Below are 21572 nucleotides of genomic sequence, written 5' to 3' on the forward strand. Positions count from 1 at the left end.
ACGGGATTGACGGACACGGCGGCTTTCCTGCGGCCGGCGACCCTCGACGAGGCGTGCGAGCTCAAGGCGGCACACCCCGACGCGACGCCGATCGCCGGTGGGACGGACCTGATGGTCGGGCTCAACTTCGGCCACACCAGGCCGGCGGCGCTGCTCGACCTGACGGCCGTGCCCGAGTTGCGCGCCTGGCGGCGCACGGACGACGCGGTCGAGCTCGGTGCGGGCGTGCCGTACGCACGCGTCGTCGCGGAGCTCGGCGACGACCTGCCGGGGCTCGCGCGTGCGTCCCGTACGGTCGGCTCCCCGCAGATCCGCCGCCGGGGGACCGTCGGGGGCAACATCGGCACGTCCTCGCCCGCGGGCGACGCGTTGCCGTCCCTGCTGGCCGATCGCGCGGTGATCGAGGTGCGGTCGGTGCGCGGGGTGAGGCAGGTGCCCGCGGGGGAGTTCTTCCTCGGACCGGGACGCAACGTGCTGGCCGACGACGAGATCGTCGTGTCGGTGCGCCTGCCGCGGGCGCGCGGACCTCAGCAGTTCGCGAAGGTCGGCACACGCAACGCGATGGTGATCGCCGTCGCGTCGGTCGCCGTCTCTCTCGACCTCACGGCGAACGCCGTCGCGTGCGCTGTCGGGTCGGCCGCGCCGACGGTGGTGGTGCCCGAGCCTGCCGAGACGTACGCCGCGGACCACCTCGACTGGAGCGGGCGTACGCCACTCCACCCCGAGGTGGCGGCGCGGTTCGGTGAGCTGGTGGCAGAGGGGACGTCGCCGATCGACGACGTCAGGGCGAGCGCGGACTACCGCAGGCACGCGGTGAGCGTGGTCGCCCGCCGCCTGCTCGGGTGGGCGTGGGCGGAAGCGGTGCGGCCGCGTGGAACGGAGGGGACGCGCTGATGCGGGTCGGTCTGGAGGTCGACGGCAAGGCGAGAACCGCCGACGACGTCGAGGTGGGGGAGAGCCTGCTCTTCCTGCTGCGTGAGCGGCTCGGCCTGCCGGGGTCGAAGAACGCCTGCGAGCAGGGTGAGTGCGGGTCGTGCACGGTCTACCTCGACGACGAGGCGGTGTGCGCGTGTCTCGTCGCCGCGGGTCAGGCGGACGGACGTCGCGTCGTGACGGTCGCGGGCCTGTCCGGCGATGACGGGCTGCATCCCGTGCAGCAGGCGTTCCTCGACGCGGGAGCGGTGCAGTGCGGGTTCTGCACGCCCGGCCTCGTCGTGGCGGTCCACGACCTGCTGCGCCGTACGCCCGATCCCGGCGACGCCGAGATCCGTGAGGCGCTGGCCGGCAACCTGTGCCGGTGCACGGGCTACGAGAAGATCTTCGACGCCGTCCGGGCGGCGGCCCGATGACGACAGTCGCGCCACCGGCGGCACCGGCCGTCACCCGCACCCCGGACGGTGTCGGTGAGGCCGCACGCCGTCCCGACGGGATCGCCAAGGTACGCGGCGACTTCGCGTTCTCCTCCGACCTGCGGCACGACCGCATGGTGTGGGGCGCGACGGTGCGCAGCCCGCACGTGCACGCTCGGATCGTCACCGTCGAGGTCGACGAGGCGCTCGCGATGCCGGGGGTGCGCGCCGTGCTCACGGCGGTGGACGTCCCGGGCGTCAACAGGTTCGGCCTCGAGCAGCGCGACCAGCCCGTCCTCGCCGACGACGTGGTGCGGTACGCCGGTGAGCCGGTCGCGGTGGTCGCGGCCGACGACCCCGAGACCGCGCGCCGGGCCGTCGAGCGCGTGCGCGTGACATACGAGCCGTTGCCGGCGCTGACCGATCCCGAGATCGCGCTGTCCGGCGACGGCCCGCCGCTGCACGAGGGCGGCAACCTGGTGCGACACCTGCGGATCCGGCGCGGCGCCCCTCGCGCCGGAGCCGCGGTGGTCGTCACGGGCGAGTACGAGGTCGGCATGCAGGACCAGGCGTTCCTCGGTCCCGAGTCGTGCCTCGCGCTGCCCGCGGCCGACGGTGGCGTCGAGCTGCACTGCTCGACACAGTGGCTGCACGTCGACCAGGAGCAGCTCGCGGCGTGCCTCGCCCTCCCGCCGGACCGGGTGCGGCTCACCCTCGCCGGCGTCGGCGGGGCGTTCGGCGGTCGCGAGGACCTCAGCGTGCAGGCGCACGCGTGCCTGCTCGCGCTACGAACGGGCCGGCCGGCGCGCATGGTGTACGGACGTGAGGAGTCGTTCGTCGGCCACGTGCACCGCCACCCCGCGCGCATGCGCTACGAGCACGGCGCCGACGCCGACGGGCGCCTGCTGTACGTGAAGGCCGACATCCTGCTCGACGGCGGCGCGTACGCCTCCACGTCCCACGCGGTGGCCGGCAACGCCGGCTGCTTCGCGGTCGGGCCTTACGAGGTGCCGAGCGTGGAGATCGACTGCCGTGCGGTCTACACGAACAACCCGCCGTGCGGCGCGATGCGCGGCTTCGGTGCGGTGCAGGTGTGCTTCGGCTACGAGTCGCAGATGGACAAGCTCGCCGCCGCCGTCGGCATCGACCCCGTCGAGGTACGCCTGCGCAACGCCGTCGCGACCGGCTCGATGATGGCCACGGGGCAGCGCATCGAGGGACCCGCGCCGGTCGCCGAGCTGCTGCGCCGTGTCGAGGAGATGCCGCTGCCGCCGTCACTGCCCGCGTCCGGTGGGGCCGACGTGCGGCTGCTGCCCGGTGGCGTGGCGAACACCACGCACGGCGAGGGCGTACGCCGCGGCGTCGGCTACGGCGTCTCGGTGAAGAACATCTGCAAGTCGGGAGGCTACGACGACTTCGGCACCGCACGGGTGCGGGTCGGCGTCGCCGGCGACGAGATCGTCGCGTCGGTCCACACGGCCGCTGCCGAGGTCGGGCAGGGGCTCGTCACCGTGCAGGCGCAGATCGTCAGGACCGAGCTGGAGATCCCGAGCGTCGTGGTGCTGCCCGCCGACACCGCGGTGGGTGACGCGGGCACGTCGTCGGCGTCGCGGCAGACCTGGATGTCCGGCGGCGCCGTCCGGCAGGCCTGCGTGGCCGTCCGCGGCCGCCTGCTCGACCGCGCGGCCACGGCACTCGCCGAGCCCGTGACCGGGCTGCGTCTCGCCGGCGGCCGGATCGTCTCTGACCGGTCGGGCCAGAGCGTCGACCTGCGCGACCTGCTCGCGGTCGAGGACGTCGACGAGACCGCCGTCTTCCGGCACCGCACGACCGAACCGCTCGACCCGGAGACGGGCCAGGGCGACGCGCACGTCGCGTACGCGTTCGCCGCCCACCGCGCGGTGGTCGACGTCGACGTCGAGCTCGGTCTCGTCCGGGTGGTGGAGGTCGCCTGCGCCCAGGACGTCGGCAAGGCGATCAACCCGCCGGCCGTCGAGGGCCAGATGCACGGCGGCATCGCGCAGGGCGTCGGCCTCGCGGTGATGGAGGAGATCAAGGTCAGGGACGGCCGGATCCTCAACCCGTCGTTCACCGACTACCTGATCCCCACGACGATGGACATGCCGAGTACCCGCCTCGACATCCTCGAGCTGCCCCGCGCCGACTCCCCGTACGGCCTGACCGGTGTCGGCGAACCCCCGCTGCTCTCCGCGCCCGCCGCGATCGCGGCCGCGATCCGCGCCGCCACCGGCCGCGAGGTGCCCCGCATCCCGGTGACCCCCGACGCGCTGACGTCGTAGCCCGCTGCCGGGTCACCGGTCGTCGTGGTGTCTTGACCGGAGCCGTCGAACACGAGAGCCTGCGCGGATACTGACAACGTTGTCACGCCGTCGGCGCGAAGGGGCCCCGATGAGACGTCTCCGGTTGCCCGTCCTGGGACTCCTCACCGTGGGCGCCGTGCTCGCGGCGACGTTCGGCGCCGCGCCCGTGGCGCTGGCCGAGGAGCCGAGCCCGTCGCCCGGCGGAGCCACCTCGCCGCCGAGCGGCAGGCGGACGAGCACCGCGACCCCGGGGCCGGACGAGCAGGTGCCGGCGGAGACCCCCGCCGTGCGCGGGTTCAGCACCTCGTTCGAGGAGGGTCAGCCGCAGCCGAGCTGGACCGACACGGTCGACGGCGCGAAGTCGTCGGGTGTCCGCGGTCCTGACCCGACGGGGATCGGTGGCAGCGTGATGGACTCCGTCACCGCCGTCGAGGCGAGCGACGAGAACGCGGAGGGCGGCGAGGTCGCGGCGAACGTCACCGACGGCGACAGGTACACGAAATGGCTCACCTTCGAGTCCACCGGCTGGCTGAGCTTCACGCTCGACGCCCCGGAGCGCGTGGTGAAGTACGCGCTCACCTCCGCCAACGACGCGCCCGAGCGCGACCCCCGCGACTGGCGCCTGCAGGGTTCGACCGACGGCGAGTCGTGGGCGACGCTCGACGAGCGCAGCGGTGAGGACTTCGCGGAACGCTTCGAGACCAAGGTCTACGAGTTCGACACCTCGACCGACTACCGCTGGTTCCGGCTCGATGTCACCGCCAACCACGGCGCCGACATCGTCCAGCTCGCGGAGGTCGTGCTCTCCGACGGCTCGCCGCTGCCGCCGGCGGGACCGACCATGGAGTCGCGCGCCGACTCCGGGCCTACCAGCGCGTACAACGCGCGGTCGAAGACCGGCTTCACCGGTGTGCGGTCCCTGCGCTACGCCGGCCGGCACACCGCCGCCGGCCGCGCCTGGTCGTACAACAAGATCCTCGACGTCGACGTCCGGGTCACCGAGAGCACGTCGCTCTCGTACCGGATCTTCCCCGAGTTCGTCGAGGGCGACCTGCGCTACCCGAGCACGTACGCCGCACTCGACCTGGCGTTCACCGACGGCACCTACCTGAGCGACTTGCGTGCGCGTGACCAGCACGGCAACCGGGCGAGCCCGGCGGGGCAGGGGCGGTCGAAGTATCTGTCGACCAACCAGTGGAACGACGTCCGCGTCGACGTCGGCGCCGTCGCGAAGGGTCGGAAGGTCGACCGCATCCTGGTGGCGTACGACGCGCCCGACGGGCCCGCCGACTTTCGCGGCTGGATCGACGACGTCGGCCTGGGCACGCCCAAGCGGGCCGCGACGCCCTCGCGCGACCATCCGTCCGACTGGGTGACCACGTTGCGAGGCACCAACTCCAGCGGGAGCTTCTCGCGCGGCAACAACCTCCCGGCGACGGCCGTGCCGAACGGCTTCAACTTCTGGACCCCCGTCACCGACGCGGGGTCGACGTCGTGGCTGTACGACTACGCCAAGGGCAACGACGCGAGCAACAGGCCACGGCTGCAGGCGTTCGGCGTGAGCCACGAGCCGAGCCCGTGGATGGGTGACCGGCAGACGTTCCAGGTCATGCCGTCGAGCGCGACCGGGGTTCCGACCGCCGACCGCGACGCCCGCGCGCTGCCGTTCAGCCACGCCCGCGAGATCGCGAAGCCGCACTACTACGGCGTCACGTTCGACGACGGCACCAGGGTCGAGATGGCGCCCACCGACCACGCGGCGATGATGCGGTTCACGTTCGCCTCCGACACCGGCACGCTCGTCTTCGACAACGTGAACGACGAGGGCGGTCTCACGCTCGACGAGGACAACGGCGTGGTGACCGGCTACAGCGACGTGAAGAGCGACCTGTCCGCGGGTGCGGGACGGATGTTCGTCTACGGCGTCGTCGACGAGGCCGCGTCGGCGAGCGGGCGGCTCGACGACGGCGGCGGGGCGAACGTCGGCGGATACCTGCGCTTCGCGAAGTCGCGGCAGGTGACGCTACGCATCGCGACCTCGCTCATCGGCGTCGACCAGGCGAAGCGCAACCTCGAGCAGGAGATCGTGGCGGACGACTCGTTCGCGCAGGTGCGTTCGCGGGCCCAGCGGCTGTGGGACGACAAGCTCGACGTCATCGAGGTCGAGGGTGCGACGCCGGAGCAGCAGACGACGCTGTACTCCAACCTGTACCGACTCTTCCTGTACCCGAACTCCACGTTCGAGAACACCGGCACGAAGAGCCGACCCGTCTACGAGTACGCGTCGCCGGTGTCGCCGAAGACCGGCGAGGACACTCCGACGAAGACGGGCTCGAAGATCGTCCGCGGCAAGATGTATGTCAACAACGGCTTCTGGGACACCTATCGCACGGCGTGGCCGGCGTACTCGCTGTTCGCGCCGAAGCTCACCGGCGAGCTGGTCAACGGGTTCGTCCAGCAATACACGGACGGCGGCTGGGTGTCGCGGTGGTCGTCGCCGGGCTACGCCAACCTGATGGTCGGCACGAGCTCCGACGTCGCATTCGCCGACGCGTACCTCAAGGGCGTGCCGGGCATCGACGTGCAGGAGGCGTACGACGCGGCGCTGAAGAACGCCGCGGTGCGCCCGCCCGAGGCGAGCGTGGGACGCAAGGGCCTCGACCAGGGGGCGTTCCTCGGGTACACGCCGCTGTCGACCGCCGAGGGCTACTCATGGTCGATGGACGGGTACGTCAACGACTTCGGCATCGCCAACATGTCGAAGGCGCTGTACGACAAGGCGAAGCGGAGCGATCCGCGCCGGCAGGAGTATCTCGACAACCACCGCTACTTCCTCAACCGGGCGCGTGGCTACGTCAACCTGTACGACCCGACGCTCGGCTTCTTCCAGGGCAAGGACGACGCCGGCGTCTGGCACCGGTCGGCGGACGCGTACGACCCGCGCGACTGGGGCGGCGACTACACCGAGACCAACGGCTGGAACATGGCGTTCTCCGCACCGCAGGACGGCGCCGGTCTGATCGGCCTGTACGGCGGCAGGGCGGGTCTGGAGCGCAAGCTCGACAGGTTCTTCGCGACGCCGGAGACGGCCGAGCATCCCGGTGAGTACGGCGGCACGATCCACGAGATGCTCGAGGCGCGCGACGTGCGGCTCGGCCAGTACGGGCACAGCAACCAGCCGTCCCACCACATCCCCTACATGTACGACTACGTCAGGCCGGCGAAGACGCAGGCGCTGGTGCGCGAGGCGATGTCGCGGCTCTACGCGGGCAGCGAGATCGGGCAGGGTTATCCCGGCGACGAGGACAACGGCGAGATGTCGGCGTGGTGGCTGTTCAGCATGCTGGGGTTCTACCCGCTGCAGGTCGGCAGCCCGACGTACGCGGTCGGCTCGCCGCTGTTCACCAAGGCGACGGTGAACCTCGACAACGGCCGCAAGCTGGTGGTCAACGCGCCAGGCAACCGCGCCGGCACGCCGTACGTCGCGGGGCTGCGGGTGAACGGCAAGCGCTGGAACAAGACCTGGCTGCCCCACGACGCCCTCGCGAACGGCGGCCGGCTCGACTTCACCATGTCCCCGCGGCCGACGTCGTGGGGTACCGGCAGGAACGCGGCCCCGCCCTCGATCACCGACCCAGGTGACCGTCCGATGACCTCGCACGACTCGATCGACGACGAGGGCGCGGCGTTCACCGGTCCCGGCGAGCAGGCGGGCGCGCTGCACGACGACGACTCGACGACGGTCGCGACGCTGCCCGGTGACCGACCCACCGTCGCCCTCGGCCTGACCAAGGCGCGCAAGGTCGGCAGCTACACGCTGACGTCCGGTGCGTCGCCGGACGCGGCGCCGTCGGGCTGGGCGCTGCAGGGCTCCGACGACGGCGAACGCTGGACGACCCTCGACCGGCGGTCGGGCGAGACGTTCGCCTGGGGTGCGTACACGCGGTCGTTCACGGTGGCGAGACCGGGCTCGTACACCCACTACCGGCTGGCGTTCACCGGCGGCGGTGACGGCGTGACGCTCGCGGAGGTCGAGCTCACCGGCACCCCGCGCTACGCCTCGCCCGGCGAGCACCCGAGCGAGAACACCATGCGCACGCGTAAGAAGCCGACCGAGCGCAACTACGGCTGATGAGCGCCGCCTCGATTGATCACGTTCAGTTGGTGAGTACGCACCGAACACGGTCCATGCGCCATGTTCGGTGCAGCTTCACCAACTGAACGTGATCAATCGACAAGGGAGCAGGGGGTGCGGGTCAGAGGAGGGCGGGGACCTCGTCGATCGAGTCGACGAGGTGGATGCGGTCGGCCATGCCGCGGCCGGCGGCGAGTGACCGCAGCAGCGGCCAGGCGGGGAGGCGGTGCGTCCAGTGCTCGCGGTCGACGAGCACGAGGGGAGGGGCGTCGCCGGGGGCGTAGTAGTTCGGGGTGGCGGCCTGGAAGATCTCCTGGACGGTGCCTGCGGCGCCCGGCAGCACCACGACGCCCGCGGTGCACCTGGCGAGCAGGCCGTCCTCGCGCACCGCGTTGGCGAAGTACTTCGCGATGTGCGTGGCGAACACGTTCGGCGGCTCGTGGCCGTAGAACCAGGTGGGGATGCCGACGGTCAGGCCGGGCGGCTCGGGCCACAGGGCGCGCCGCACGGTGAAGCCCGCGAGCGCCCACGCGCCGATGTCGTCGGCGAAGCTCGGTGCGCTGGCGAGCTCGGTCAGCGCGTGCTCGAGCGCGTCGTCGCGGCAGTCGGCGAGGTGCGCGCCGAGGTTGGCGGCCTCCATCGCGCCGGGACCGCCGCCGGTCGCGACGACGAGGCCCTGACGGGCGAGCGTGCGCCCCAGGTGGGCGGCCTGCGCGTACGCCTCGCGCCCGCGGATAAGCGCGTGCCCGCCCATCACGCCGACGACCGGTCGACCGTCGAGCAGCTCGGTGAGGGCGTCGGACATCGCGTCGTCGTGGATCGACCGCAGCAGGGTGTGGAAGACGTCCTGCTGCGAGTCGGGGTCGCGGTACCAGTCGTACATCACGGCGTCCGGCGTGTCCGGGTAGCCCTTCTCCGCGAGCCCCTCGTAGAGCTCGTCCGCGCTGTAGAGCGTGGCGCGGTACGGGTCGAACGGCACACCGGGCACCTGCGGGAACACCAGGGCGCCGGTCGCCTGCAGGTGCAGCGCCGCTTCGGGCGCCATCGCGCAGCCGAGGAACACCGCGCCGTCGGTGTCGAGCGCGAGCAGCGTCGAGGTGTACGCGCGCAGGTCGAGGCCCTGCATCCGGGCGCCGTGCAGGTCGACGCCGCCGGTCGCGACGAGAGCCTCGAACTGCTCCGTCGTCTCGATCTCGATGCTGGCCATCGGCACACGATAGGCCGACCGGCCGGGCGTGACTCAGCGCGGGTAGAGCAGGTACCGCCTGCGCAGGCGCTCGAAGTCCTGCCGCTCCCCGCGCCACGCCTTCGTCACGGCGTCGAGGTCGGCGCCGTCGTCGATCATCGTGCGCAGTCGCGGCGAGCCGGAGAGCTTGTCGATCCAGTACGGACGCACGGGATCGTAGTCGTCGTACCGCCACTCGAAGTCGGCGTACCTCTTCGCCTCGATCAGCATGGCGGCGGCGGTCGCGACACCGTCGAATCGCCGCGGGTCGGTGAGGTGCACCTGGACGCCTGCGCAGACCTCGCCCTCGTACTTGTTGAACGTCGGGTTGAAGTACGCCTCGCGGAACTGCACGCCGCGCAGGCCGTACGCGTTGAGCCGGTCGCCCCAGTGGTAGTCGAGCCAGGGTGCGCCGATCCACTCGAACGGTCGCGTGGTGCCGCGTCCCTCCGACAGGTTGGTGCCCTCGAAGTAGCACGTGCCGATGTAGACGGCGGCGCTGTCGACGGTGGGGATGTTGGGCGACGGCGCGACCCAGGGCAGGGAGAAGTCCTGCGCGACCATGGAACCGCGCCAGCCCCGGCACTCGACGACCGACAGGCGGTCTCCGAGCACCGTGTCGACCTCGTCGCGGAGGAAGACCCCGTCGTAGAACCTCGCGAGCTCGCCGACCGTCATGCCGTGGCGCTGCACGATCTCCTTCAGCCCGACGCCGGAGGTGAAGCCGGGCGTCATCAACGGTCCGTCGGCCTCGCCGCCGATCGGGTTCGGCCGGTCGAGCACGACGAACGCCCGGTCCGACTTCGCCGCGGCGCACATCGCGTTGTAGAGCGTCCAGATGTACGTGTAGAAGCGCGCGCCGATGTCCTGGATGTCGAACACGACGGTCTCGACGCCGGCCTTGTCGTACATCTCGACGTACTTGTCGATGTTCGCGCCGTACGCGTCGTACACCGTGAGGCCGGTGCGCGGGTCCTCGCTCGTGCCCTCGGACCCGCCGGCCTGCGCGCTGCCGCGGAAGCCGTGCTCCGGCCCGAACACGCCGCCGATGTCGAGCCCGTCGTCCGCGTGCATCGCGTCGACGACGTGGCCGTGGTCGCGCAGTACGCCCGTCGGGTTGCTGACCACCCCGAGCCGCGTCCCGCGCAGCATCTGCCAGCCCGCGGCCTCGGCCACCTCGGCTCCGGTACGGACCCGGCCGCCGCCGTGTCCGCCCTCCGCTCGCGCCGTGCCCGCCGTGGCGAAGACGGCCGATGCCGAGGCGACGGCGCCGGTCAGGACGGTGCGTCGGCCGAGACGGCCTCGCCGGTCGGACATGGCGTGCTCCTCAGTGTCGTTTCCGCGGCACGGTGATGTCCGCGTACACGGGGCGGTGGTCGGATGCCTGTGTGGCGAGGGTGGAATCCGGCACGACCGCCCGGTGGACGCCGACGTTCGCGCCGCACACGAAGTCGATCCGCTTGACCGGCTCCGCGGCCGGGTAGGTCAGCCCTGGTGGCGTGCCGACGCTGCCGTAGCCGTCGACGAGATGCGTCCAGAGCGACGCCAGCTCGGGCGCGCCGGCCTCGGCGTTGAGGTCGCCGAGCAACAGTTGCGGCGCGCGGCGCCCGTCCTCGCCCATGATCTGCACCGTCTCGTGCGCCTGGGTGGCCCGCACGGACGGGTCGGGCCGGTAGTCGAGGTGCGTGACGTACACGTGCAGCAGCGCGCCGCGCGCCCGCACGATCGCCTCGCCGAAGCCGGGCGCCGGCTCCGGCACCGGGTCGGGGTCTTGCGTCGAGAGCCTGGTGATGTCGTGGTTCTCGAACGAGACGATGGGGAAGTGCGAGAGGACGGCGACGCCGTACTCCCGCCTCGGCTCGCCCGGTGTGAGCGGGTCGAGCGAGTAGATCGGCGCGAAGCGCACCCGCATGTGCAGGCGCCTGGCCAGCTCCGTGGCCGTGTCGCGCCACTCGCTGCGCGCGCTCCAGTGCACGTCGACCTCCTGCAGGCCGACGACGTCGGCGTGCGTCTCGCGGATCGCGGCGGCCGTCCGGTCGAGGTCGAAGCCACCAACCCCCGCGCCCGCGGCGATGTTGTACGTCGCCACGCGCATCTTCACCGGTGGGGGACCGGCGGATGCGTGCGCCGCGGGGCCGGTGACGGTGAGCGCGGCGACGAGCAGTGCCGCACCGAGCATCCGGCCGACGCGCATCGAGGCCGCCCTCACCAGGTCAGGCCGTGGCCGAACGGATAGAGCGTGCTGCCGGGTTCGTTCGCCCTGGGGACGTCGACGGGCAGCTTGCCGTGTGGCGTGATCTCGCCGTAGAGGGTCTTGGCGAGCGACTCCATGGCGACGCCGTTGTACGCGTAGGTGGCGACGTGCGTCTGTGCCTCGTCGTAGTACGCGATGTCGTACGGGTCGCGTACGGCGACCGTGACCACCGGTTTGCCGGTCGCGAGCAGCGCCTTCACCAGCTGTTGCTGCTTGCCGTCGGGGTCGGTCGGGCTGCCTTCTGGGTTGGTCACCTTCGTGTCCCACGCCTTCATCGTGAGGACGACGGTGACGTCGTTGTCGGCGGCTCGCTCGACGGCCTGGGTGATCGACTCGTCCGTCGGCTGCGCGGTGGTCGCGACCACCTCCGTCTTCGCGTCACGGCGTTCCAGCGACGACGCGAGTGCGGCGGTGGTCGTCGCGTCCCAGCCGGTCACCAGCATCTTGCGCGGCTCGTCGGCCAGCGGGAGCAGGTCGGCGTCGTTGCGCACCACGGTGGTGGTGCGGTCGGCGATCCCCTGGGCGCGTGCGAGGTTCTTCGGCGTACCGACGACGTCCATCACGCGCGACTCGTTCACGAACGGCCGCAGGATCTGGCCGTTCTTCCACTTCAACCGGAGTACGCGGTACACCGACTCGTCGATGCGGCGCTCGGTCAGCTCGCCGTTCTTCACGGCCTCGATGACCGCGTTGTACGCGATGTCGAACTCGGGCGGGTTGAGCAGCACGTCGACGCCGGCCTTGAGCGCGAGCACCGGCACGCGGTCGTCGCCGTACTTCTCGCGCACGCCGGTCATGCCGAGCGAGTCGGTGTAGACCACGCCGTCGTAGCCGAGCTCGCCGCGGAGCATGCCGGTCATGATCGGCTTCGACAGCGTCGCCGGGTCGCCCGACGGGTCGAGGGCGGGCACCTGGATGTGCGCGGTCATGATCGCGTCGATACCGGCGTCGATGGCGGCACGGAACGGCGGGGCGTCGAGACGGTCCCACTCCTCCCTGGTGTGCTCGATGATCGGGAACCCGTAGTGGCTGTCGGTGGCGGTGTCGCCGTGACCGGGGAAGTGCTTGGCCGACGACGAGATGCCGGCGTCGTCCTGGTAGCCCGCGACCTGCGCCGCGGTGAGCTGCGCGGCGAGCTGGGGGTCGGAGGCGTACGAGCGCACGCCGATCACCGGGTTGAACGGGTTGACGTTCACGTCGGCGACGGGCGCGAAGTCCTGCCTGATGCCCATCGCGGCGAGCTCGCGTCCCGTGATGGCGGCGGCGTTCCGCGCGTCCTTGACGCTGCGGCCGGCGCCGAGCGCCATGTTGCCGGGGAACTGGGTCGCGGGCGGGCCGACGCGGACGATCGCGCCGCCCTCCTGGTCGATCGACATGAGCAGCGGGACGTGCGAGCCGGACGAGATCGCGGCGCGCTGCAGGCCGTTCGAGAGCTCGGCGGCGTTCGTGGGGTGGCCGACGTTGTCGGCCCAGGCGAAGTACAGGACCCCGCCGAGGTGGTACTTCTGCACCACCTCGCGCGGGGTGGCGACCCCGTACGCCTTGACGTTCTCCGGGTGCGCGGTGTCGGCGGTGGAGCCGTACACGCGCGTGGAGAACAGCTGACCGACCTTCTCCGGCAGGGTCATGCGCGCGATGTGCGACTTGATCCAGCCGTGCATGCGCGCGTCGCCGGTGGGTGCGGCCAGGGCGGGCGCGCAGACCGTGACGGCGGTGGCGACGGCGAGGGCGGCGGCGCCGAGGCGGCCGGTGGCGCGGAGGCGGCGGATGGGACGGCGACTGGCCATGCGGGCTCCCGACGGCGAGGGCGGAGATCGGGGGAAACTTGCCCGGCCCGGCCGTTGACCTGGAACTTACCTACGGCTCGGCGTCGCGGTCAACGGCCCGCGGTGAGGTGTCACGTTCGGTTCATCCGCGAGTGGCGGTAGCCGTAGAGCGCGTACACGAGGATGCCGAGCGCGAACCAGCCGAGGAAGCGCAGCCAGGTGAGCGGCTGCAGGTAGGTGACCAGCCAGATCGACGCCACGATGCCGATGGCGGGGACGACGGGCATGCCTGGGCAGCGGAACGCGCGGTCGAGGTGGGGCTCGCGGTAGCGCAGCACGATGACGGCCGCGCACACGACGACGAACGCGAGCAGGATGCCGATGTTGGTGAGCTCGGCCGCCTCGGCGATGGGTAGCAGGCCGGCGAGCACCGCGGACGCGCCGCCGAGGATCCAGGTGACCCGTGCGGGGACCTGCCGTCGGCTGGTCTTGGCGAACCACCGAGGCAGCAGGCCGTCGCGGCTGATCGCGTACCAGATGCGCGAGGCGCCGAGCATGAACGAGAACATGACGGTGACGATGCCGAGTACCGCGCCGACGGCGATGACGGTGACCAGCCAGTCGAGGCCGACCGATTGGAACGCCTGTGAGAACGCGCTCTCCGGGTCGATCTCGGTGTACTTCTGCATGCCCGTGAGGACGGTCGCGGCGAGAATGTACAGCACCATCGAGATGACAAGGGAGTAGATCATCGCCTTGGGCAGGTTGCGTCTCGCGTCCTTCGACTCCTCGGCCGCCGTGCTCAGGGCGTCGTAGCCGAAGACCGCGAAGAACACCAGTGCCGCGCCCTGGAACGCCCCGCCCCAGCCGAACGGGAAGTACGGCTGCAGGTTGGTGCTCTTGACGAAGAAGGCGCCGACCACGATGACGGCGAGCACGATCACGACCTTGACGACGACCAGGACGGTCTCGATGCGTGCACCCGTACGGATGCCGCGGGTGAGCAGGAACGCGATGAGCAGGCACAGGACCATCGCGAACAGGTCGACTACGTGACCGTCGCCGGTGCCGGGAGCGCCGAGCATCCAGTTCGGCAGGTCGATGCCGAGCTGTTCGAGCAGGAAGTTGAAGTACCCGGACACGGCGATCGCGACCACCGCGACGATCGCGGTGTACTCGAGCAGGAGGTCCCAGCCGATCATCCAGCCGACGGACTCGCCGAGGACGACGTAGCCGTAGGTGTACGCGGAGCCGGACAACGGGATCATGCCGGCGAACTCCGCGTACGAGAGTCCGGCGGCCGCACTCGCGATGCCGGCGACGATGAACGAGACCGTCACGGCGGGACCCGCGGTCTCGTTCGCCACCGTGCCGGCGAGGGAGAAGATGCCGGCGCCGATGATCGCGCCGATGCCGATGGCGGTGAGTTGCCACAGGCCGATGACCCTCGTCAGGCCCTGTCCCTCGCCCTGCTCCGCCGCCGCATCGATCGTGGCGGACTTGCGGCGGAAGATGCCCGTGCCGCTGCCGCGTGGTGCCGCGGGTGGGGTGCTGCCGGTCGACGTCGCCATGACGGCCTCCGCTCGTCCGAGCCCGATCCTGCCGGCCGGGACGATACTCTCGGTCGCTCCGCGAGACCAGAGCGCGACGTACGCGTAATCTCATGGAGTGCTCGACTACGACTTGGAAGCCCGGCGGTACGACGAGACGCGCGGGGGAGACGTCAGGGCCGAGGCTGCGGCAGCCGCCGTCGGGAGCCTGCTCCCGGCCGGTGTCCTGCGGGTGCTCGACGCCGGTGCCGGCACCGGGATCGTCAGCGCCGCCGTCGCCCGGCGGGGCCACGAGGTGTTCGGCCTCGACCGTTCCTTCGGCATGCTGCGCTACGCGGCCGACCGCCTCGGTGGCCGGCGCATGTGCGCCGACGTCACGGCGCTGCCGGTGCGTGACGGCGCCTTCGACGCGGTCTACCTGATGTGGCTGCTGCACCTGGTGCGGGATTCCGAGGCCGCGGTCGCCGAGTGCGTGCGCGTCCTGCGGCCCGGCGGCGTCCTGGTGACGAGTGTCGACGTCCACCTCGCGCACCAGGGTGTGCCCTCGGACGTGACGGCGGTGCTCGGACGGCACGCGACCGCCGGGTGGCCGGCGGACCAGCGCGACGGACGGCAGCGGGTGACCGCGGCGGCGCAGGCCGCGGGCGCGGTCCCCACGGCGGAGTGCACGTACCTCGGCTACGGCCGGGGCATGTCGCCGCGCGCCGCGGCGGCGAGCGCACGCCGCGGCGTCGACCTCGCGGCCTCCGTCGACGACGACCGCCGCGACGCCTGCGTCGCGGAGCTCGAGGCGCTGCCCGACCAGGAGGTCCGCCGTCCGGACCCCGACTACACGATGGTGTCGTTCACCCGCGTCTGAGGCCGCCCTCCTGACCCCACGTGGACGCTTCGTATGGGCTATGGCCAATGCGATGCGTCCACGTGAGACTCGGGGTGGCTACCTGGAGGGGTTCAGCCGGCGTTCGCGGTAGGCCGCGGCCTTGACGCGGCTCTGGCAGGTCGTCGAGCAGAACCGGCGGGTGCCGTTGCGCGAGGTGTCGACGTAGACGCGGTCGCAGGCCGGCGCCTTGCAGACGCCGAGTCGGTCGGCGTGCTCGCCGCCGAGGACGACGGCGAGCCCGGTGGCGCAGCCGGCGGTCCAGCTGCTCACCAGGCGCCCGTCGTCGCCGTGGTAGTGCAGGTGCCACGGCTCGCCGTCGTGGCGGCTGAGCTGGGGGTGGGCGCCGCTCTCGGCGAGCAGCTCGTTGACCACCGTCGCGGCCGAGTCGACATCGCCGGCGTCGACGGCCGCGAAGACCGAGCGGAAGCGGTGGGCGACCGCGGCGAGGCCGGCGGTGTCGGTCGGGCCGTAGACGTCCCGCGGCAGTTCGGGCCGTGCCCGGTGGGTGAGCGCCTCGGTGACCGCGACGCTCAGCGCCTCGCCGCCCGGTGCCTCGTAGGTCCGACCGCGCGCGGTGCCGGGGGTGACGACGTTCACCAGCCGGACGGTCATGGCGATGACCGCGTCGGTATGACTGTTGAAGTCCACTTGACCAGTCACGCCCTCTCGCCTAGTGTCGTCACCGTCAATCTCGGCTACGACAGTAACGGAGTGGGCATGGTCTCCACCAGCACCGCCACGGCATGGGTCCGCAGCTGGGACCGCCAGCAGGAGAGCTACCTGGCCGACCGAGAGGAGCGGTTCCAGGTGATCGCCGACGTCATCGAGGCGACGGCGGACCGGCAGGACCCTCTCGTGGTCGACATCGGCTGCGGCCCCGGATCGCTCGGCGCCAGGATCCTCGACCGGCTGCCCGGCGCCCGCGTCGTCGGCGCCGACAGTGACCCGGTGCTGCTCGGCCTCGGCGCCGGGGCGTACGGCGATCGTGGGAACCTCCGCTTCGTCGACACCGACCTGCGGGTCGACGGCTGGACCGCGGGGCTGCGCCTCGACCGGCCGGCGGACGCGGTGGTCAGCACGACGGCGCTGCACTGGCTCTACACCGACGAGCTCGGCCGGGTGTACCGCGACGTCGCGGGCCTGCTGCGCCCGGGCGGTGTGTTCGCCGACGGCGACCACATCTTCGCCGGCCCCGAGCAGCCAGGGCTCGACGCGCTCGGTCGCGCGGTGCGCGCGGCGCGGGCGGCGCGTGCCGGGGTGGAGCAGGACGCCGAGGCGTGGAAGCGCTGGTGGGACGAGATCGAGGCCGACCCGGAGCTCGCCGACCTCGTCGCCGAGCGCGGCCGCCGTCCGCTCGACCACAACATGGGCAGCGACGGTTACTACGACGTCAGGCTGCGGCTGCTGGCCGAGGCCGGCTTCGCCGAGGCCGGCACGATCTGGCAGTCCGGCGACGACCGCGTCCTGGTGGCGCTCCGCTGACGAGACGGTGCCGTGCGTGCTTCACCTCATGAACGTGGACTTCACCTCGTCCCTGCATGAGGTGAAGTCCGCGTTGATCACGTCAACGTGATCAACGCGGAGGGGGCGCGGTCAGAAGCCGAGGGACGCCTTGCGGAAGCGGTCGGTGTCGGCGGGGTCGCCGAGCACCTCGACGGTCGCCTGGTCGCCGCGGCCGTACGCGTAGAGGACGAGCTCGGACGCCGGGCCGCTGAGGGTGACGTACGACGAGCCGGGCCGTGCGCGCCAGAGCACGCCGTCGTCGCGCCGCAGCACGACGCCGGTGGGCGCCTTGCGGAGCAGTGGGCGGGCCATCATCCGGAGCCGCCGCCAGAGCTCCTCCTCGTTCGCCGCGGTCAGCGTGCGGGCGGACCAGTCGCCGCCGGCCCGGCGGACGTCCTCGTGGTGGACGTAGAACTCGATCGTGTTGACGGCGGCGTCGACCGGCGGCAGGGCGGCGGGTGACCACCGGGGCGGGCCGGAGCGCACGAGGTCGACGAGCCGCGGCCACGGGAGCCCGGTGTAGCCGCGCTGGATGCGGTCGGCCCGGGCGGCGAGGGAGCGGACGAGGAGGCCGGCGACGGCGTCCGGCCGCCGCTCCCGCAGGACGAGGTGTGCGGCGAGCTCGCTGGTGGTCCAGCCCTCGCACAGCGTCGGGGCGTCGGGACCGAGCTCGTCGAGCAGGTCGCAGAGGGCGGCGCGTTCGGTACGCGCGAGGCTCGTCATGACGCACAGCGTAGTTCTCGTGCGGAGGAGTGCACGGAGCGGTAAGGAGCGACGCATCGGACTGTCCCTCACCTGAGCTACTGTCAAAGAGCCCACCACTGAAGAGGACCCCTGTGCCCCGTGACGACGTGATGCGGCGCGGTCTGCGCCTGCTCGCCACCGCCATCCGCGAGGAGCCGCGCATCTTCGTCGGCGCCCTCGTCGGCAGCGCGCTCTACGGCGGCATGACGGTGGCCAGCGCCGAGGCGATCGGCTGGGCGACGAGCAACGCCATCGTCCCCGCGTTCGAGGACGGACGCGTGCCTGCGGGTCTCCTGTGGGCCGGCGCCGCCTTCGTGGTCGCTGTCGCGCTGCTCAAGATCCTCGGCATCCTGGGCCGCAAGATCCTCGCCGGCGTGATGCAGTACCGCCTGATGGCGACCTACCGCCGTCGCGTGACCCGCCAGTACCTCCGGCTGCCGTTCGAATGGCATCAGCGCCACCCGACGGGCCAGCTGCTGTCCAACGCCAACTCCGACGTCGAGACGCTGTGGAACGTCATCGCCCCGCTGCCGATGGCGCTCGGCGTGGTCGTCATGATCGTCGTCGCGATGGTGTCGATGTGGCTCACCGACCCCGTGCTCGCGCTCGTCGGCATGTGCGTGTTCCCGCTCCTGGCCGGCGTCAACTACGTCTACCAGCGGCGGATGCGTCCGGTGGCGATGGAGTCCCAGCACCTGCGCGGTGCCGTGAGCTCCTCCGCCCACGAGAGCTTCGAGGGCGCGCTGGTCGTGAAGACCCTCGGCCGCGAGGCCGACGAGACGCGCCGGTTCCGCGCCGACTCCGACGCGCTCCGCGACACCAACATCAGGCTCGGTCGGCTCGCGGGCGTCTTCGACCCGATCATGGAGGGCCTGCCCAACCTCGGGATCCTCGTCGTGCTGCTGGTCGGCAGCGTGCGCGTCGACGCCGGCCTGCTCACCGCGGGCGCGCTGGTCAAGGTCGCCTACCTGTTCATCCTGCTCGCGTTCCCGATCCGCGCGTTCGGCTGGGTGCTCGGCAACCTGCCGCGGGCCGTGGTCGGCTGGGACCGCGTGAACTACGTCCTCGAGTCGCGTGGCGAGCTGCCGTTCGGCGAGGGCGAGGCCGGCGACGGAGGGCCGCCGCGGCTGCGGCTCGACACCGTCTCGTTCGCCTATCCGGAGGCCGACGGCGACGCGCTGAGCGACGTCACCCTCAACGTGCCGTCCGGGCGCACGGTCGCGCTGGTCGGGCCCACGGGCGCGGGCAAGTCCACACTCGTCGGGCTGCTGTCCCGGCTGGTCGACCCGCGCGCCGGCAGCATCACCCTCGACGACGTCGACCTGCGCTCGCTGCGGCGCGGCGCGCTCTCCGAGACCGTTGCGGTCGTGCCGCAGCAGACGTTCCTCTTCGAGGACACCGTCCGCGACAACGTCACGCTCGGCGACGAGTTCACCGACGCCGAGGTGTGGGCCGCCCTCCGGCTCGCCCAGGCAGAACGCTTCGTCCGCTCGCTGTCCGACGGCCTCGACACCCTCGTCGGTGAGCGCGGCACCACGCTGTCGGGCGGGCAGCGCCAGCGGGTCGCGCTCGCGCGTGCGCTCGTCCGCCGGCCGCGGCTGCTCGTCCTCGACGACGCCACGTCGAGCGTCGACCCGCAGGTCGAGGCCCGCATCCTCGACGGGCTGCGCACCGGGCTGCGCGACGCCGACGCCACCGTCCTCGTCGTCGCCTATCGGCAGTCGACGATCGCGCTCGCCGACGAGGTGGTCTTCGTCGACCGCGGCACGGTCGTCGACCGCGGCACCCACGACGAGCTGCTCGAACGCTCGGCCGGCTACCGCGACCTCGTCACCGCGTACGAGCGCCAGCAGCAGGAGCGCGAGGCCGACCTGAGTCGCGAGGGGGCGGCGTAGCCATGACCGCCACGACGATCGAGGCGACGCACGAGCTCTCCGGCGTCGCCGTCCTGCGCCGCGGCCTACGCATCTCGCCGGAGTTCCTCAAGGGCATCGGCTTCACGCTGGCGCTGGCCCTGGTGGCCACCACCGGCCGGGTGGTGGTGCCGGTCGCCGTCCAGCGCACGATCGACAACGGGCTGGCCGGGCCCGGGGGGCCCGATCTCGCGCTGGTCCGTCTGGCGGTGGTGGCGTCGGCGGTGGCCGTGATCGTCACCGGCTGCGCCGCGTACTTCGTCAACGTCCGGCTCTTCCGCTCCTCGGAGTCCGGGCTGTCCACGTTGCGGGTCAAGGCGTTCCGCCACATCCACGACCTGTCGGTGCTCACCCAGAACGCCGAGCGCCGCGGCTCGCTGGTCTCGCGTGTCACGAGCGACGTCGACCAGATCAGCCGGTTCATGCAGTTCGGCGGGCTGATGATCATCGTGTCGCTCGGGCAGATCCTGGTCGCGACCGTCCTGATGGCGTTCTACTCCTGGCAGCTCACGCTCTGGGTGTGGGCCTGCTTCCTGCCGCTCATGCTCCTGCTGCGCACGTTCCAGCGGCACCTGGCCGCCGCGTACGCCAAGGTGCGGGCCAGGATCGGCGACATGCTGGGCGCGATCAGCGAGGCCGTGGTCGGCGCGTCGGTGATCCGGTCGTACGGCATCGAGGAGCGTACCCAGCGCCGCGTCGACCACGCGATCGACCGGCAGTACCGCGCCCAGAACCGGGCGCAGATCCTGGCGACGCTGACGTTCTCGTCCGGCGAGGTCGTCGCCGGCATCGCGATCGCCGGCGTCGTCGTGATCGGCGTCCTGCTCGGCGTCGCCGGCGACATCTCCCTGGGTCGGCTGGTCGCCTTCCTCTTCCTCGTGTCGCTGTTCGTGGGGCCGGTGCAGACCGGCACCGAGGTGCTCAACGAGGCGCAGAACGCCATCGCCGGCTGGCGCCGCGTGATCGCCGTCCTCGACACCGAGCCGGACGTCCGCGACCCGGGCGACGCGGGCCGCGTGCTGCCGCAGGGTGCCGTCGACGTCCGTTTCGAGGGGGTCGGCTACGCCTACCCGGGCGGACCGCCGGTACTGACCGGCGTCGACGTGCACATCGCGCCGAAGCGGCGGGTGGCCGTCGTCGGCGAGACCGGGTCGGGCAAGACCACGTTCGCGAAGCTGCTGACCCGGCTGATGGACCCCGGCACGGGCCGGGTGCTGGTCGACGGCGTGCCGCTGACCGACGTGCGATTCTCCTCGCTGCGCGAGCGGGTGGTGATGGTCCCGCAGGACGGTCACCTCTTCGACATCTCCGTCGGCGAGAACATCAGGTACGGCCGGCCCGACGCGTCCGACGGCGAGCTGACGGGCGCACTGACCGAGCTCGGGCTGCGCGACTGGGTCGAGTCACTGCCCCGCGGTCTGGCGACCGAGGTGGGGGAGCGCGGCGAGTCGCTGTCGGCGGGGGAGCGGCAGCTGGTCGCCCTCGCCCGTGCCTACATCGCCGACCCCGACCTGCTGGTGCTCGACGAGGCGACGTCGGCGGTCGACCCCTCGACCGAGGTACGCATCCAGCGCGCGCTCGACGGCCTCACCGACGGCCGCACCTCGGTGACGATCGCGCACCGCCTCTCCACGGCCGAGCACGCCGACGAGGTGCTGGTCTTCGACGCCGGCCGCGTCGTCGAGCGCGGCACCCACAGCCAGCTCGTCGCGGCGCACGGCACGTACGCCGACCTGCACGCCTCCTGGCGCCGCGCCGCCCGGTCCTGACCCACCCCACCCGGGTCCCCGGCTGGGGTCCTGGCCACCGTTGGGGTCCCCGGCTGGGGTCCTGGCCACCGTTGGGGTCCCCGGCTGGGGTCCTGGCCACCGTTGGGGTCCCCGGCTGGGGTCCTGGCCACCGTTGGGGTCCCCGGCTGGGGTCCTGGCCACC

Annotated in this window: 15 protein-coding genes; 8 read left to right on the top strand and 7 right to left on the bottom strand. The window is 72.0% G+C overall.

Annotated elements, in window-relative coordinates:
• Positions 1–6 precede the first annotated feature (6 nt).
• The 4 genes from GEV10_09030 (at position 7) to GEV10_09045 (ending at position 7802) form a co-directional block, all read left to right on the top strand.
• A complete protein-coding gene (locus GEV10_09030; GenBank protein MQA78607.1) occupies positions 7–894 on the top strand; it encodes a xanthine dehydrogenase family protein subunit M in 888 nt (295 codons plus the stop codon).
• Entirely contained in the window at positions 894–1349 is a 456-nt protein-coding gene (locus GEV10_09035) for a 2Fe-2S iron-sulfur cluster binding domain-containing protein (GenBank protein ID MQA78608.1), read from the top strand. The genes GEV10_09030 and GEV10_09035 overlap by 1 nt, the downstream gene beginning before the upstream one ends.
• Positions 1346–3649, top strand: a complete 2304-nt coding sequence (gene pucD, locus GEV10_09040) for a xanthine dehydrogenase subunit D (GenBank protein ID MQA78609.1) — start codon at positions 1346–1348, stop codon at positions 3647–3649. Before GEV10_09035 ends, pucD begins: the two co-directional genes overlap by 4 nt.
• 109 nt (positions 3650–3758) lie before the next feature.
• Positions 3759–7802 (top strand): glycoside hydrolase family 92 protein, encoded by a 4044-nt coding sequence (locus tag GEV10_09045; protein ID MQA78610.1) that lies wholly within the window; start codon positions 3759–3761, stop codon positions 7800–7802.
• Between the two features lie 124 nt (positions 7803–7926).
• Here GEV10_09045 and GEV10_09050 read toward each other — a convergent pair whose 3' ends face one another.
• The 5 genes from GEV10_09050 to GEV10_09070 form a co-directional block, all read right to left on the bottom strand.
• Positions 7927–9012: a Rossmann fold nucleotide-binding protein gene (locus GEV10_09050; protein ID MQA78611.1), complete on the bottom strand. Its 1086-nt coding sequence runs from the start codon at positions 9010–9012 to the stop codon at positions 7927–7929.
• A 33-nt stretch (positions 9013–9045) separates the two neighbouring features.
• Positions 9046–10347, bottom strand: a complete 1302-nt coding sequence (locus GEV10_09055; protein ID MQA78612.1) for a DUF1343 domain-containing protein — start codon at positions 10345–10347, stop codon at positions 9046–9048.
• A 10-nt stretch (positions 10348–10357) separates the two neighbouring features.
• On the bottom strand, positions 10358–11224 hold the full coding sequence (locus tag GEV10_09060) for a metal-dependent hydrolase (protein ID MQA78613.1): 867 nt from the start codon (positions 11222–11224) through the stop codon (positions 10358–10360).
• A gap of 11 nt (positions 11225–11235) precedes the next feature.
• Entirely contained in the window at positions 11236–13071 is a 1836-nt protein-coding gene (locus GEV10_09065; GenBank protein ID MQA78614.1) for a glycoside hydrolase family 3 protein, read from the bottom strand.
• 110 nt (positions 13072–13181) lie between these two features.
• Positions 13182–14621 (bottom strand): amino acid permease, encoded by a 1440-nt coding sequence (locus tag GEV10_09070; protein MQA78615.1) that lies wholly within the window; start codon positions 14619–14621, stop codon positions 13182–13184.
• Positions 14622–14718: 97 nt separating this feature from the next.
• On the opposite strand from GEV10_09070, the gene GEV10_09075 reads away from it, so the two are divergent.
• Complete coding sequence (locus GEV10_09075; protein MQA78616.1) at positions 14719–15459, top strand: methyltransferase domain-containing protein; 741 nt, start codon at positions 14719–14721, stop codon at positions 15457–15459.
• A gap of 78 nt (positions 15460–15537) precedes the next feature.
• Here GEV10_09075 and GEV10_09080 read toward each other — a convergent pair whose 3' ends face one another.
• On the bottom strand, positions 15538–16128 hold the full coding sequence (locus GEV10_09080; protein MQA78617.1) for a CGNR zinc finger domain-containing protein: 591 nt from the start codon (positions 16126–16128) through the stop codon (positions 15538–15540).
• 69 nt (positions 16129–16197) lie between these two features.
• On the opposite strand from GEV10_09080, the gene GEV10_09085 reads away from it, so the two are divergent.
• Complete coding sequence (locus GEV10_09085) at positions 16198–16962, top strand: methyltransferase domain-containing protein (GenBank protein ID MQA78618.1); 765 nt, start codon at positions 16198–16200, stop codon at positions 16960–16962.
• Positions 16963–17073: 111 nt separating this feature from the next.
• Here the strand turns inward: GEV10_09085 and GEV10_09090 are convergent, their stop codons facing one another.
• Positions 17074–17706, bottom strand: coding sequence for a TIGR03085 family protein (locus tag GEV10_09090; protein MQA78619.1), 633 nt, complete (start codon positions 17704–17706; stop codon positions 17074–17076).
• Between the two features lie 131 nt (positions 17707–17837).
• Here GEV10_09090 and GEV10_09095 point away from each other — a divergent pair, with 131 nt between their 5' ends.
• Both GEV10_09095 and GEV10_09100 read left to right on the top strand, forming a co-directional pair.
• On the top strand, positions 17838–19622 hold the full coding sequence (locus tag GEV10_09095) for an ATP-binding cassette domain-containing protein (GenBank protein MQA78620.1): 1785 nt from the start codon (positions 17838–17840) through the stop codon (positions 19620–19622).
• 2 nt (positions 19623–19624) lie between these two features.
• A complete protein-coding gene (locus tag GEV10_09100; GenBank protein MQA78621.1) occupies positions 19625–21409 on the top strand; it encodes an ATP-binding cassette domain-containing protein in 1785 nt (594 codons plus the stop codon).
• The last annotated feature ends 163 nt before the right edge of the window (positions 21410–21572 follow it).

It is taken from the genome of Streptosporangiales bacterium, from assembly GCA_009379955.1.
Classification (GTDB): domain Bacteria; phylum Actinomycetota; class Actinomycetes; order Streptosporangiales; family WHST01; genus WHST01.

Coding starts and splice junctions, on each gene's coding strand:
- GEV10_09095 (MQA78620.1), top strand. CDS start 17,838: ATGCGGCGCGGTCTGCGCCTGCTCGCCACCGCCATCCGCGAGGAGCCG.
- GEV10_09085 (MQA78618.1), top strand. CDS start 16,198: ATGGTCTCCACCAGCACCGCCACGGCATGGGTCCGCAGCTGGGACCGC.
- GEV10_09100 (MQA78621.1), top strand. CDS start 19,625: ATGACCGCCACGACGATCGAGGCGACGCACGAGCTCTCCGGCGTCGCC.
- GEV10_09065 (MQA78614.1), bottom strand. CDS start 13,071: ATGGCCAGTCGCCGTCCCATCCGCCGCCTCCGCGCCACCGGCCGCCTC.
- pucD (MQA78609.1), top strand. CDS start 1,346: ATGACGACAGTCGCGCCACCGGCGGCACCGGCCGTCACCCGCACCCCG.
- GEV10_09090 (MQA78619.1), bottom strand. CDS start 17,706: ATGACGAGCCTCGCGCGTACCGAACGCGCCGCCCTCTGCGACCTGCTC.
- GEV10_09035 (MQA78608.1), top strand. CDS start 894: ATGCGGGTCGGTCTGGAGGTCGACGGCAAGGCGAGAACCGCCGACGAC.
- GEV10_09055 (MQA78612.1), bottom strand. CDS start 10,347: ATGTCCGACCGGCGAGGCCGTCTCGGCCGACGCACCGTCCTGACCGGC.
- GEV10_09060 (MQA78613.1), bottom strand. CDS start 11,224: ATGCGCGTCGGCCGGATGCTCGGTGCGGCACTGCTCGTCGCCGCGCTC.
- GEV10_09070 (MQA78615.1), bottom strand. CDS start 14,621: ATGGCGACGTCGACCGGCAGCACCCCACCCGCGGCACCACGCGGCAGC.
- GEV10_09045 (MQA78610.1), top strand. CDS start 3,759: ATGAGACGTCTCCGGTTGCCCGTCCTGGGACTCCTCACCGTGGGCGCC.
- GEV10_09050 (MQA78611.1), bottom strand. CDS start 9,012: ATGGCCAGCATCGAGATCGAGACGACGGAGCAGTTCGAGGCTCTCGTC.